The sequence below is a fragment of the Microbacterium hominis genome (assembly GCF_013282805.1).
Classification (GTDB): domain Bacteria; phylum Actinomycetota; class Actinomycetes; order Actinomycetales; family Microbacteriaceae; genus Microbacterium; species Microbacterium hominis_B.
The window spans coordinates 2469087-2482808 of sequence record NZ_CP054038.1 but is presented as its reverse complement, the minus strand read 5'-3'; the positions used below and the strand labels follow the sequence as shown (position 1 = coordinate 2482808).

Annotated in this window: 12 protein-coding genes; 4 read left to right on the top strand and 8 right to left on the bottom strand. The window is 71.9% G+C overall.

The genetic code is table 11. The features are described 5' to 3' along the window. Positions 1 to 86: 86 nt before the first annotated feature. Together ald and HQM25_RS11285 are read right to left on the bottom strand one after the other, a co-directional pair. Positions 87 to 1202, bottom strand: a complete 1116-nt coding sequence (ald, locus tag HQM25_RS11290; RefSeq protein WP_172990319.1) for an alanine dehydrogenase — start codon at positions 1200 to 1202, stop codon at positions 87 to 89. Positions 1203 to 1260: 58 nt separating this feature from the next. Next, entirely contained in the window at positions 1261 to 2250 is a 990-nt protein-coding gene (locus HQM25_RS11285) for an asparaginase (protein ID WP_172990318.1), read from the bottom strand. Positions 2251 to 2302: 52 nt separating this feature from the next. Between HQM25_RS11285 and HQM25_RS11280 the strand changes: the two genes are divergently transcribed. After that, entirely contained in the window at positions 2303 to 2773 is a 471-nt protein-coding gene (locus HQM25_RS11280; RefSeq protein WP_172990317.1) for an OsmC family protein, read from the top strand. 18 nt (positions 2774 to 2791) lie between these two features. Here the strand turns inward: HQM25_RS11280 and HQM25_RS11275 are convergent, their stop codons facing one another. Continuing rightward, entirely contained in the window at positions 2792 to 3571 is a 780-nt protein-coding gene (locus HQM25_RS11275; protein ID WP_438803600.1) for a lysophospholipid acyltransferase family protein, read from the bottom strand. A gap of 114 nt (positions 3572 to 3685) precedes the next feature. Between HQM25_RS11275 and HQM25_RS11270 the strand changes: the two genes are divergently transcribed. Then, positions 3686 to 4630: an FKBP-type peptidyl-prolyl cis-trans isomerase gene (locus HQM25_RS11270; protein ID WP_172990316.1), complete on the top strand. Its 945-nt coding sequence runs from the start codon at positions 3686 to 3688 to the stop codon at positions 4628 to 4630. 21 nt (positions 4631 to 4651) lie between these two features. After that, entirely contained in the window at positions 4652 to 5737 is a 1086-nt protein-coding gene (gene dxr, locus HQM25_RS11265) for a 1-deoxy-D-xylulose-5-phosphate reductoisomerase (protein ID WP_172990315.1), read from the top strand. Between the two features lie 21 nt (positions 5738 to 5758). On the opposite strand, the gene pflA is transcribed toward dxr, so the two are convergent. From pflA to HQM25_RS11240, 5 genes are all read right to left on the bottom strand, one after another. Then, positions 5759 to 6670: a pyruvate formate-lyase-activating protein gene (pflA, locus tag HQM25_RS11260; RefSeq protein WP_172990314.1), complete on the bottom strand. Its 912-nt coding sequence runs from the start codon at positions 6668 to 6670 to the stop codon at positions 5759 to 5761. Positions 6671 to 6677: 7 nt separating this feature from the next. Next, positions 6678 to 8966, bottom strand: a complete 2289-nt coding sequence (gene pflB / locus HQM25_RS11255) for a formate C-acetyltransferase (RefSeq protein ID WP_172990313.1) — start codon at positions 8964 to 8966, stop codon at positions 6678 to 6680. A 154-nt stretch (positions 8967 to 9120) separates the two neighbouring features. After that, positions 9121 to 10776, bottom strand: coding sequence for a Mur ligase family protein (locus tag HQM25_RS11250; protein WP_172990312.1), 1656 nt, complete (start codon positions 10774 to 10776; stop codon positions 9121 to 9123). A 98-nt stretch (positions 10777 to 10874) separates the two neighbouring features. Then, on the bottom strand, positions 10875 to 11606 hold the full coding sequence (locus HQM25_RS11245; protein ID WP_172990311.1) for a DUF1775 domain-containing protein: 732 nt from the start codon (positions 11604 to 11606) through the stop codon (positions 10875 to 10877). Positions 11607 to 11699: 93 nt separating this feature from the next. Then, positions 11700 to 12299 carry a hypothetical protein gene (locus HQM25_RS11240; protein WP_172990310.1) on the bottom strand — a complete coding sequence of 200 codons (600 nt, stop codon included), beginning with the start codon at positions 12297 to 12299 and terminating at the stop codon, positions 11700 to 11702. 82 nt (positions 12300 to 12381) lie between these two features. On the opposite strand from HQM25_RS11240, the gene HQM25_RS11235 reads away from it, so the two are divergent. Further along, positions 12382 to 13701, top strand: a complete 1320-nt coding sequence (locus tag HQM25_RS11235) for a M50 family metallopeptidase (RefSeq protein ID WP_172990309.1) — start codon at positions 12382 to 12384, stop codon at positions 13699 to 13701. Positions 13702 to 13722: the final 21 nt, after the last annotated feature.

Sequence of the window (13722 nt, the reverse complement as noted above, 5' to 3'; positions counted from 1 at the left end):
CACACCGGCGCCGAGAGACACCGACGGCGTGAGACAACGGAGCCCGGCCCCGCAGGGGGCCGGGCTCCGGCGTGCGTGCGCGAGGCTCAGACGAGCGCGTCCGCGAGCGGGGCGAGCGCCACGTCGTGCGCGGCGGCGACGCCGCTGTTGACCACGGCGCCGTCGAAGGTGTTGAGGCCTGCGGCCAGACCCGCGTCGGCGCGCAGCGCGTCCTTCCAGCCGTGGCGTGCGATCTGGCGGATATAGGGCAGCGTCGCGTTCGTCAGAGCCGATGTCGACGTGTTCGGCACCGCCCCGGGCATGTTGGCCACGCAGTAGAACACCGAGCCGTGCACCGGGAACGTCGGATCGGCGTGCGTGGTCGGTCGGGTGTCCTCGAAGCATCCGCCCTGGTCGACGGCGATGTCCACCAGCACCGATCCCGACCGCATGCGCGCGACCATGTCGTTGGTGACGAGCTTCGGGGCCTTCGCGCCCGGGATGAGCACCGAGCCGATCACGAGGTCGCTGGCGACCACGGCGCGGTCGAGGTCGAGGGGATTGGATGCCGCGGTCTTGACGCGCCCCTGGAAGTGGTCGTCGAGATATCGCAGGCGATGGACGTTCGTGTCGAACACGGTCACGTCGGCGCCCAGGCCCACGGCGATCACGGCGGCGTTCGCCCCGGCGACACCGCCGCCGATCACTGTCACCGTCGCCGGCCGCGTGCCGGGAACGCCGGACATCAGCAGGCCGAGCCCGCCCGCCGAGCGCATGAGGGTCGCCGCGCCGACGGTGGGCGCGAGACGTCCGGCGACCTCGCTCATCGGCGCGAGCAGGGGCAGACCGCCGGTGGGCGCCTGCACCGTCTCGTACGCGATCGCGGTGACGCGGTCCGCGACGAGGCGATCGGTGAGGGGGCGGTCGGCGGCCAGGTGCAGATAGGTGAAGAGCACGAGGTCGTCGCGGAAGAAGCCGTACTCGCTCGCGATGGGCTCCTTCACCTTGAGCAGGAGCTCCGCACGCGCCCAGACTTCGGCGGCGTCATCGAGCAGCGTGGCGCCGGCTGCCTCGTACTCGACGTCGGGCATCGACGAGCCGAGGCCCGCGCCGCGCTGCACGAAGACCTCGTGGCCCGCGGCGACCAGGTCGTGGACGCCCGCGGGTGTCAAGGCCACCCGGTACTCGTTGTTCTTCACCTCGGTGGGGACGCTGATCCTCATCGTGCGTGATCCTTTCCGCCCCGCCGTTGGAGCGCTCGGGCTCCTGGTGGGAGCGCCTTCAGAAAGCGGGGCGGATCGCCCCGACATCCGTCCCGCCGCCGGAGACCGACAGCGGAAGCTTCGACATCGCGTCCTCGACGTCCGCGGACGCCAGCGCGCCTTCGCGCTCGAGCAGGCGCAGCGCGACCGCGGTCGCGGCACGGCCGCTGCCGTCGAGCATCTTGAGGGCGGCGGTGGTGCCGTCGGGGGCGACCATGACCATCACGCCCTCGGCCCCGCCCTTCGCGAACACGCCCAGGCGCTCGATGACGATCGTGTCGGGCCGTCCCGGGCCGTCGATCGTCCAGGGGTTCTCGCGCACGGCCTGCACGAGGGCGCCCGCACTGCGATGCAGGGCGAAGGGCGAGGTCGTGGAGGAGTTGCCGATGCGGTGGATGGCCTTCGCGAGCCCGAACAGGGTGATCGCGTACACCGGGGCGCCGCAGCCGTCGATGGCGGTGCCGGCGACCTTCTCGCCGATGAGCCGCTCGACGACCTCGCGGACGTGCAGCTGCAGCGGATGGTCGGGGAGGAGGTAGTCGTCGGTGGACCAGCCGTTGGCCGTGCAGGTCAGCAGCATGGCGGCGTGCTTGCCCGAGCAGTTCATGCGGATGCGCGCGGGCTCGGCATGATCGCGCACCATCTCGTCGCGCGCGGCCGTGTCACCGGCCCACGCGGGCGGGCACCCGAGGTCGTCGTGGCCGAGGCCCGCCTGCGAGAGGATCTCGTGCACGACGGCCACGTGCCGGTCGGTGCCGGAGTGGCTGGCCGTCGCAAGGCCCAGGCGCTCCCCGGCGAGGTCGGCGCCGGCGGACAGGCACGCCAGCGCCTGCAGCGGCTTGAGGCTCGAGCGGGGGAGGATCAGCGCGGAGGGATCGCCCAGCTGGGCGGCGATGGTCCCGTCGGGGCGGAGCACGATCGCCGAGCCGCTGTGGCGCGACTCCACGAATCCGCTGCGCTCCACCACGGCGAGTTGAGCGGCGGCGGCGGCGGAGAAGGTCTGCGGCACCACGCCAGCCTACTCGGCCGGAGCATGCGGTCCTGCATGACAGACTGTCGCCATGTTCGGCGAGCACCGCTACTCCGTCCGGTCCACGTGGACCGGCAACCGCGGCCCCGGGACGACCGGCTACCGCGACTACGACCGCGCGGTGGAGATCGAGATCGCGGGCAAGCCCGCGCTCGCGGCATCGGCCGACAAGCCGTTCCGCGGCGACCCGTCGCGCTGGAATCCGGAGGATCTGCTCCTGGCGGCCCTGAGCGAGTGCCACCTGCTGTCCTACCTGCACGCGTGCGTGACCGCGGGCGTCGTGGTCGTCGCCTATGCGGACGAGGCCTCGGGGCTCATGGTCGAAGACGGCCGGGGCGGCGGCGCGTTCCGCGAGGTGGTGCTGCGTCCACGGGTGACGGTCGCGGAGGCGTCGATGGTGGATGCCGCGCTCGCCGCGCACGCGCAGGCGCACCAGTGGTGCTTCATTGCCAACTCGGTGAACTTCCCGGTGCGGCACGAACCGGTGATCGACGTCGCCTGACCGCCGGCGGACCGGCGGCTACTTGCGTTCGTGGGGGAGCGCCTGGCGGATGCGCTCGATCGTGTTATGCGCCGGCACCTCGTTGTAGGCGTTGGCCAACTCCTGGCCGGACAGCGCGTGGATCGCGGCCATGATCTCGTCGGTCGCGTGGCGGCGGGCCCGACCCGACTCGGCAGGGCCGTGGTGGGACAGGTCGATCGGCTCGCCGAACTTCACGGTGATGCGGTGCTTGAGCGAGGGCATCTTGGCGCCCACGGGCATCACCTTGTCGGTGCCGATGAGCCCGACCGGCACCACGGGCGCGCCGGTCTGCAGGGCGAGGAAGGCGACGCCGGTGCGTCCTTTGTACAGACGCCCGTCGAGCGAGCGCGTGCCCTCGGGGTACAGCGCGACGGCGCTGCCCTCGTCGAGCAGCCGGCGCTGCTGGTCGAGTGCGTCGAGGGCGGCTTGCCCCGCGCCGCGCTTGACGGCGATGGCGCCGATCGAGGTGAAGAACCAGCGCGAGAACGGCTTCTCGAAGTAACTCGACTTCGCGAGGAAGTGCACCGGGCGCGGCGCCGCGACCGGGATCGCGATGGAGTCGATGAACGACAGGTGGTTGCTCGCGAAGATCACGGCCCCCGACCGCGGGACCGTGGCCTTCCCTTCGACCCGCGGGCGGTAGATCAGGCGTGCGAGCGGCGTGAGCACGCCGCGCCCCAGCGCATAGGTCAGGCCCATGCGGGTGGCGGGCTCGGACTCGGACGCCGTCTGGTCGGGTCGGGATGCCTCGACGTCGGGAGTATCGTCGGAAGTCACCCATCGAGGCTACCCCCGATTCCATTCCGGCCACGGCATGGCACCTTCCCGGTGTGCGTTGGACGAATGTGGGGGAGGATGGGTGCACCCCCTTCCGCTTTACAGAGGATCATCGTGCGTACACGTCCTATCGCCGCCCTGTCCGTCGCCGCCCTGGCCGCCGTCGTCCTGGCGGGGTGCAGCGCCGGCACCACCGAGGCTGAGCCCACCCCCTCGGGCACCGCCGGCGACCTGTGCGCCGCCGCCGTCGCGCCGGGTGCCGTGTCCGACGCCGTCACGGTCGAGGGCGACACCGGCGAGGAATCCACCGCCACCTTCGACTTCCCCGCCGAGGTCGACGTGCTGCAGAGCACCGTGATCACCGAGGGCGACGGCGATCCGGTCGAGACCGGCGACTTCGTGTCCTACGCGCTCACGGCCTTCAGCGCCGACGACGGCGAGGTGCTCGGCAGCGTCGGGTACGGCGACGATCCGGTGCTGCCGCAGCAGATCTCGCCCGACAACCCGCTCGGGCAGCTCCTGGGCTGCGCCACCCCCGGAACGCGGGTCGTCGCGGCGTTCCCGCCCAGCGAATCCAGCGGCGGCGAGGTGTACATCGTCGATCTCCTCGACGTGGTGCCCACGGCCGCCTGGGGTGAGCCGCAGGAGCCCGTCGAGGGGATGCCGACGGTCGAGCTCGCCGACGACGGCGAGCCGGAGATCACCCTTCCCGGTGGCGACGCGCCCGCCGAGGTGGAGCTGGGGACCCTCAAGCTCGGCGACGGCGCGACGGTGGCGACCGGCGACACGGTCCTGGTCCAGTACAAGGGCGTGAAGTGGTCGGACGGCTCGGTGTTCGACTCGAGCTGGGAGCGCGGCGTGCCCGCCTCGTTCCAGACCACGGGAGTGGTCGCCGGCTTCCAGCAGGCGCTGGAGGGGCAGACGGTCGGGTCGCAGGTCGTCGTCGTGATCCCGCCGGAGTTCGGCTACGGCGCGAGCGAGGGCCACGAGCTCCAGGACGAGACGCTCGTGTTCGTCGTCGACATCATCGGCGTGCAGCACGCCGCGACCGCTCAGTGATCCTCGCGCGGGGCTGATCCGATGCGCCGCATCGTCATCCTCGGATCCACCGGATCCATCGGCACCCAGGCCCTCGACGTCGTACGGGCGAACCCCGCGCGCTTTGAGGTCGTGGGCCTGGCCGCCGGCACCGACCGCGCGGGCATGCAGGCGCAGGCCCGCGAGTTCGGGGTCGAGCACGTCGCGCTCGGTGCCGCAGAGGCCGAGCAGCTGGTGCGCGATGTCGACGCCGATGTCGTGCTCAACGGCATCACCGGATCGGTCGGACTCGGACCGACCCTGGCCGCCCTGGAGACCGGCCGCACGCTCGCGCTCGCCAACAAGGAGTCGCTCATCGTCGGCGGCGACCTGGTGACCCGCCTCGCCCGGCCGGGGCAGATCGTTCCGGTCGACTCGGAGCACTCCGCGATCGCCCAGGCGCTGCGCAGCGGCGACCGCGCCGAGGTGCGTCGGCTCGTGCTCACCGCGTCTGGCGGGCCGTTCCGCGGTCGCAACCGCGCGTCGCTGGCGAACGTCACCCCCGCCGAGGCGCTCGCTCACCCGACCTGGGACATGGGACGCGTGGTGACGACCAACTCGGCCACGCTCGTCAACAAGGGACTCGAGGTCATCGAGGCGCACCTGCTGTTCGGCGTGCCGTACGCCGAGATCGACGTGGTGGTCCATCCGCAGTCGATCGTGCACTCGATGGTGGAGTTCACCGACGGCTCCACCATCGCCCAGGCCTCCCCGCCCGACATGCGACTGCCGATCTCCCTCGGCCTCGACTGGCCGCATCGCGTCGCCGGCGTCGGGCGGCCGCTGGATTGGACCGCGGCGACGGCGTGGACGTTCGAACCGCTCGACGACGACGCCTTCCCGGCGGTGCGCCTGGCCAAGCAGGTCGGTCGCGCGGCGGGCACCTACCCGGGCGTGTTCAACGCGGCCAACGAGCAGGCCGTCGACGCGTTCCACGAGGGTCGCATCGGGTTCCTCGACATCGTCGACACCGTCGCGCGCGTGGTCGACGACCACGAGGCCCCCGCGGTGCTCGATCGCGCCTCGCTCGCCGAGGCCGAGCGCTGGGCGCGCGAGGCCGCCGATCGCGCGATCGCCGCGCACGGCTGAGGCGAGGCTGACGCGCCCCGCTCAGAACGTCGTGAGCCCGCGGGTGCGGAAGATCTCCCGCGCTCGCTCGACGGCCCCCACCGACGGCGGCTCCACGTCGGCCAGTTCGTAGTCCAGGCCCAGCGCCTGCCACTTGTCGCGCCCCATCTGGTGGAAGGGGAGCACCTCGACGCGGCCGACCGTGCCCGGGCGGATCTCCTCGAGGGATGCCGCATAGTCGGCTACTGCGGCGATGTTCGCGTCGTCGTCGGTGATGCCCGGCACGAGGACGAATCGCACCCATACTTCGGGGCCGTGGCCGTCGAGACCGCGGCGGGCGAGGCGGCGGCCGAAGGCGAGAGTCGGGGCGAGGTCGCGTCCGGTCACGCGCGCGTAGGTCGCGGCATCCCCGGATTTCACATCCAGCAGCACCAGATCGACGTCGTGGAGCAGGGCATCCGTCGCGTTCGCGCCGAGGAACCCCGACGTGTCGATCGCGGTGTGCACGCCGAGGCGCTTCGCCGCGCGCAGCACCCGTGCGGCGAAGGCCGGCTGCATGAGCACCTCGCCGCCCGAGAGCGTGAGGCCGCCCCCGGTCGCACGGAAGACGCCGGCGTAGCGACGCACGCGCGCGACGATCTCGTCGGCGAGCACCGGCTCGCCGTCGCGCATGGCGAGCGTGTCGGGGTTGTGGCAGTAGACGCACCGCAGCGGGCAGCCGCTGAGGAAGACCGTCAGCCGTGTGCCGGGTCCGTCGACGGCGGTCACGAGCTCCCACGAGTGCACCGAGCCGAGCTCGCCGCGGCGCATCGCCGCCAGTCGCTCGCCGCGCGGCAGATCGGACACCGCCAGCGCGTGCAGGCCCGCGCCCGAGCGTCGGACCCGGCCGGCGGGCGCGTCGAGGCGCGCCGCGTCGGTCGGCGACGAGGTGGCGGGCAGGGCGATCGCGCTCATGCGCGGGTCACATCGCGCCGTGGAAGGTGCGGGAGAGCACGTCGAGCTGCTGCTCGCGCGTGAGGCGCACGAAGTTCACGGCGTAGCCCGACACGCGGATCGTCAGCTGCGGGTGGTTGTCGGGGTGCGCCATCGCATCCAGGAGCGTCTCCCGGTTCAGCACGTTGACGTTCATGTGGTAGCCGTCGGCGCCGATGTAGGCGTCGAGCAGGCCCGACAGGTTCGCCGTCTGCTCTTCGCGCGTGCGCCCCAAGCCGCTGGGCACGACCGTGTTGGTGAGCGAGATGCCGTCCTGCGCCTGGTCGTAGGGGAGCTTGGCGACGGAGAGGGCCGAGGCCAGCATCCCGTGCGTGTCGCGTCCGTTCATGGGGTTCGCACCCGGGGCGAACGGCTCGCCCGCGCGGCGCCCGTCGGGGGTGGAGCCGGTCGCCTTGCCGTACACGACGTTCGAGGTGATCGTCAGCACCGACTGGGTGGGCACGGCGTCGCGGTACATCGGGTGGCGCCGGATCTTCGCCATGAAGCGCTCGACGAGGTCGACGGCCATCGCGTCGGCGCGGTCGTCGTCGTTGCCGTACGTCGGGAAGTCGCCCTCGGTGACGAAGTCGACGACGAGTCCGCGCTCGTCGCGCACGGGGGTGACGACGGCGTGCTTGATCGCCGACAGGGAGTCGGCGGCGACGGACAGGCCGGCGATGCCGCAGGCCATCGTGCGCAGCACGTCCTTGTCGTGGAGGGCCATCTCGAGGCGCTCGTACGCGTACTTGTCGTGCGACCAGTGGATGCCGTTGAGCGCCTCGACGTACGTCTGCGCCAGCCAGTCCATCGTCGCGTCGAACCGGGAGAGCACATCGTCGAAGTCGAGGGGGCCGTCTCCGACCGGGGCGAGGGCGGGCGACACCTGCTTACCCGTGATCTCGTCGCGGCCGCCGTTGATGGCGTAGAGCAGGGCCTTGGCGAGGTTCACCCGTGCACCGAAGAACTGCATCTGCTTGCCGATCCGCATGGGCGAGACGCAGCACGCGATGGCGGCGTCGTCGCCCCAGCTGGCGCGGATGAGATCGTCGGACTCGAACTGCACGGCCGAGGTGTCGATCGACACACGGGCGCAGAAGTCCTTGAACCCCTGCGGGAGGTCCGCACTCCAGAACACGGTCATGTTCGGCTCGGGGGCAGGCCCCAGGTTGTAGAGCGTCTGCAGGTAGCGGAACGAGTTCTTGGTGACGAGCGGGCGCCCGTCTTCGCCGATCCCGCCGATCGACTCGGTGACCCACGTCGGGTCGCCCGAGAACAGGGCGTCGTACTCGGGTGTGCGCAGGAACCGAACGATGCGCAGCTTGATGACGAAGTCGTCGATGAGCTCCTGCGCTCGGCTCTCGGTGAGGATGCCGGCGGCCAGGTCCCGCTCGATGTAGGCGTCGAGGAAGGTCGAGGTGCGGCCCAGCGACATGGCCGCGCCGTTCTGCTCCTTGACGGCGCCGAGATAGCCGAAGTACAGCCACTGCACGGCCTCGCGTGCGGTCGTGGCGGGGCCGGAGATGTCGAAGCCGTAGCTCGCGGCCATCGTCTTCAGCTCGGCCAGGGCCCGGAGCTGCTCAGCGTGCTCCTCGCGCATGCGCAGGGTCTCCTCGCCGAACGGGCGGGTGTCGAGGTCGAGCTTGTCCATCTTCTTGGCCGCGATCAGCGCATCGACGCCGTAGAGCGCGACGCGCCGGTAGTCGCCGATGATGCGGCCGCGGCCGTAGGCGTCGGGGAGGCCCGTGATGATATGCGAGGAGCGCGCCGCACGCACGGAGGGGGGATACACGTCGAAGACGCCCTGGTTGTGCGTCTTGCGGTACTGCGTGAACACGGTGCGCAGCGTGTCGTCGACCACATAGCCGTACGTGTCGAGGGCGCCTTCGACCATGCGCCAGCCGCCGTTGGGCATGATCGCGCGCTTGAGCGGGGCGTCGGTCTGGAGGCCGACGATGAGCGTGTCGTCTTCGCTGATGTAGCCGGGAGCGTGGGCCGTGATGCCCGCGGGCGTGAGCGGGTCGATGTCGTAGACGCCGTCCTCGCGCTCCTGCGGGAACATGCCGCCGAGGGTCTCCCACACGCGCGTCGTGCGGGCTGTCGGACCTTCCAGGAAGGCGTCGTCGCCGGTGTACGGAGTGTAGTTGCGCTGGATGAAGTCGCGGACGTCGATGGCGTCCTGCCACGGGCCGGGCGTGAAGCCCGTCCAGGCGGCGGGGGCGATGTCGGCGGATCCGTCTGTGGATCCGAAGGCCGACGGTGCGGGGCTGACGATGGTCATGTCGCTTCCTCTCCTTCTGGGAGCAGGTCGCGTCGGGACCGGTCGCAGCGGGCCCGGCGTGCCGTTTCCTCCACTCTACACCTATGGTCTGACCACAGGCTGGGAGCGCTTCCATGAGCGTTCCGCCGCGCCGGCTGCCCGCCCGTGCGCGCGCTCAGGGAGAGTCGAAAGGGCGCAGCGGGTCCGACGACGGGGTGGCGTCCTCGGGGTAGGGGACGGGCCAGTGCGCCTCGGGCACCGGCCAGCCCGCGGCCCGCAGCGCGCGACGGGAGAGCTCCCGCGCCGAATACGGGGTGCGCACGCCGCGGATGTCGCGGTAGTCCTGATGTCCCGGGCCCGCCCAGAGGATCGCGTCGCCGTCGCCGAGCATCGCGATCGACTCGACGATCGCGCGCTCCGGGGGCGAGAACTCGTGGATCTCAGCGTCGGGGCGCGCCCGCCGCGCACCCTCGAGGAGGGTCGCGCGGATCGAGTCGGGGTCTTCGAAGCGCGGGTGGTGGTCGGTGATCACCAGGATGTCGCTGCCCTCGACCGCCGTGCGGCCCATGTCGTGGCGCTTGGTCGCGTCGCGGTCGCCGTCGGCGCCGAACAGCATGAGCACCGTGCCCGGTGTCACGTGCCGCACGGCCGCGAGCGTCTTCTCGAAGGCGTCGGGGGAGTGGCCGAAGTCGACGTACACCGCAGGGCCGGTCTCGCCGGAGACCAGCTGGGTGCGCCCGGGGAGGTACGCGTCGATGCGTCCGCCGTCGAGAGCCGCGACCAGGGCGTCCCAGGCGTATCCGCCCTCGAGGATCATCACGATCGCGAGCCCGGCATTGGCGGCCATGTGCCGGCCGATGACCGGGACGACCGTGGTGAGCGTGCGGCCGTCGCGCGCGGTGAGACGGAACTCGGTGCCGGCCTGACGCTCGTCGAGGATCTCGACGGTCCAGTCGGCGTCGGCGGAGGGGTCGGCGGCGATCGCGGGCGTGATGATGGTGACCGAGGGCACTTCGCTGCGTGCGGCGACCTCCGCGCCGGGCGCCGAGTCGAGGGAGATGACCGCCCGACGAGACCTGTCGGGGCGGAACAGGGGCATCTTGGCCTCGAAGTACTCCCGCATGTCGGCGTAGTCGTCGAGGTGGTCGTGCGAGAGGTTGGTGAACCCTGCCACATCGAAGACGAGCCCGTCGACGCGGTGCCGGCTGAGAGCCTGAGCGCTGACCTCCACGGCCACCGCCTCGACGCCGCGCTCGCGCATGAGGGCGAGCAGGGCGTGGAACTCGGATGCCTCGGGAGTGGTCAGCCGGGACACGATGACCTCTCCGGCGATGTGGCGCTCGGCGGTCGAGGAGAGCCCGGTGACCGCACCGAGCTGGCCGAGGATGCCCTCGAGCAGGTGCGAGACGCTCGTCTTGCCGTTGGTGCCGGTGGTTCCGAACAGGAGGGGGATGTCGTCGCCGGGCCCGGTGCCGAACACCCACGCGGAGAGGTCGCCCAGCAGCGCCCGCGGGTGGTCGACGACGACGATCGGCAGCCCTGCATCGGCGGCGATGTCGGCGCCGTCGGCATCGGTGATGACGGCGACGGCCCCCTTCGCGGCGGCCGCGGCCGCGAACTCCGCGCCGTGGCGCTGTGCGCCGCGGATCGCGACGAACGCCTCGCCGGCGCGCAGGTCGGCGGTCGCGAGCGTCAATCCCGTCACCTCGACGCCGTCGACGTCGCCGCGCACGGCGGTGCCGAAGCGGTCGGCGAGATCGCGCAGCGTGTGACGCGGGGGAGCGTCGGGTCGCAGCACGGGGGGCAGGTTCGAGGGGGTGTCTGTCGCCATGGCGCATCCATCTTCTCACCCGGCGGGCGGGCACCCGCGCCGTCCCGGAGAGGAGGGCGCCCCGTGTCGTGGGGCGCCCTCCTCTCCGGTCGTGCGGCTCAGCTGCGGCGGGGGCGACCGCGCACGATCACCACGATGAGCGCGGCGAGCCCGGCCGCCAGGCCCGCTCCGGCGAGCCAGCGGGCGACAGGGTCGCCGCCCGAGACCGACGAGGCGTCGGCCGTGGTGCCCGCCGCGTCGGCGTGCGCGTCGCCTGCGGCCTCCGCCTCCTCATCGGCGGCGTCGGCGTGACCGTGGTCGTCCTCCGCGGCGACGGCACCCACCGCGACGACGGGGGCCGGCGAATCGAGCTCGTGCGCGTCCTCGCCCTCCTCGGCGATCTCGACCCAGGCGTTCTCGCCCTCCTCGCACTGCTGCACGATCGGGAAGGCGACCGTCGTGTCGGCGGCGTCCTCCTCGAAGAGCACGTCCATGCTCACGGTGGCCTTGAGGCCGTCCTCGACCGGCGTGTCCGCGGTATAGGTGACCGTGGTCGGCACGCCGTCGTCTCCGAGCTCGCGGTCGACGGACCAGCCGCCCGCCACGATCGGAGTCGCATTGGCGGCGGCATCCGGGATCTCGACGACCAGCGCGGTGGTCGCCGCACCCTCGCAGCCGTGCGAGAAGGCGAACGTGAGCGTCGAGGTGGTGCCCGCGGCGGCCGTGCCCGGGTCGACGTGCACATGGGCGGATGCCGCGAGCGGCGCTCCGAGGGCGAGGGCGGCGCCGGCGGCGATGCCCGTGGCGAGGAGGGTGGGACGGCGCACGCGGGCGCGGGTGTTCTCGGTCATGACAGGAGTCCTTCGTTGTTCGTCTGTGCGCAGGATGCGCGAAAGGGACCGTGCGGCGTGGGCCGCGACGGGCGATGCTGTGCGGAGTCGGGCTCAGACGGCCCGGAGCGCGGCAGGAGGGCCGCGGCCCGACAGATCGAAGACGAACGAGATGGAGACGGCGCGCTCGCGGTGCGGAGTGCGCGGACGCGGAGCGCGCGGCGACACCGGCGCGACGACAGGCACGAGGGGCCGCAGGAGCGCACGCAGCCCGCGGACGAGGCCGCGCAGCATGCGCTCGCCGGAATGCAGCGCGAACACGGTGAGCACCGCCGCCACGGCGTGCGCGAGCACCATCGCGGGGCTGGGGGCGATCACGCTGAGGGCGGTGTCCAGCGACGCGGTCGCCGTGGGGCCGTGGTGCGAGTGGGAGACGGCCGTCGCCGACGCTCCTGCTGCCGGGGTCGCGTGCAGGAACGTGAACGCCGCGTGGAACAGGCCCTGGCTCACCCCGACCGTGAGCGCGACCCGCCACAGCGCGAGGCGGCGCCCGGCCAGGAGCGTCGCCACCGGGGCGGCCAGCAGCGCGATGACCAGGAGGAGCAGGGGATGCGGCGCACCGCCGCCCGCGAAGGTGTGCGAGGTCGCCGCGATCACGGTCGCGGCCGCAGCCGCCCCTGATCCGCGCAGCGCGCGCACCTGACGTGGGTTCACATCGCCCTCCTGCCGGAATCATAGGCGAAATGGCTCGCTTGTTCGCGGCCGATTCCTAGGCTTGCGCGGGTAGCGTGTGCGTGTGGAGATCCTCGCTTTCGTCATCGGCATCGCCCTGATGGTCATCGGGCTCGCCGTGTCGATCGCCCTGCACGAGATCGGCCACCTCGCGCCGGCCAAGCGGTTCGGCGTCCGGGTGGGCCAGTACATGATCGGCTTCGGGCCGACGCTCTGGTCCTGGCGGCGCGGCGAGACCGAGTACGGGGTCAAGGCGATCCCGCTCGGCGGCTACATCTCGATGGCAGGCATGTACCCGCCCTCACCGGCGGCGCGAGCCGGTCGCGCAGGTGGCGGCTTCTTCGCCACGATGGTGCAGGATGCCCGCGCCGCGAATGACGAGACGGTGCAGGCTGCCGACGACGATCGCGTCTTCTACAAGCTCCCCGTCTACAAGCGGGTCATCATCATGCTCGGCGGCCCGGTGATGAACCTGCTGTTCGCGATGGTGCTGTTCGCTGTGCTCCTCAGCGGCATCGGAGTGCAGACGGCGACGACCACCGTGGCGAGCGTCAGCGAGTGCGTGATCCCCGCAGACTCCGGCCGCACCGAGTGCGCTCCCGGCGATCCGACGGCCCCTGCCGTCGCGGCCGGCATCCAGCCCGGCGATGTCATCGTGTCCGTCGACGGTCAGGCGGTCACCACCTTCGCCGAGGCCTCCGCCCTCATCCGTTCCCACCCCGGCGAGCAGATCCCGATCGTCGTCGAGCGCGACGGATCGCCGCTGACGCTCTCGTTGACGCCGGCGACGACCACGGCCGCGGTGACCGACGAGCAGGGACGCGCTGTCGTCGACGAGAACGGTGAGACCGTCACCGAAGAGGTGGGTTTCGCCGGCATCCGCCAGGAGGTCGACTACGTGCGCGAGCCGATCTGGGCAGGTCCGGATGCGGCGCTCCAGCGGGTGGGCGCGGTGACCCAGGTGATCTGGCGGCTGCCGGTCATGGTGTGGGAGACCGGTGTCGCCACCGTCACGGGTCAGGAACGCGACCCGAACGGCCCGCTGAGCGTCGTCGGGGCCGGCGTGCTCGCCGGCGAGGTGGCCGCGGCCGAGGCCCCTGTGCTCAACCGCGTCGCGGGCTTCCTCTCGCTGCTGGCGTCCCTCAACATCGCGCTGTTCGTCTTCAACCTCGTGCCGCTGCTTCCGCTCGACGGCGGCCACATCGCCGTCGCGCTGTGGGACGGCATCAAGCGGGCATGGGCGAAGCTGTTCCGACGGCCCGCGCCGAAGCCGGTGGATGCGACCAAGCTCGTGCCGGTGACCTTCGTCGTCGTCGTGGGGCTCATCGTCATGGGTGCGGTGCTGATCATCTCCGACCTCGTCAACCCCGTCTCGCTCTTCTGAGCGGACGGCGGCGAAGATTTT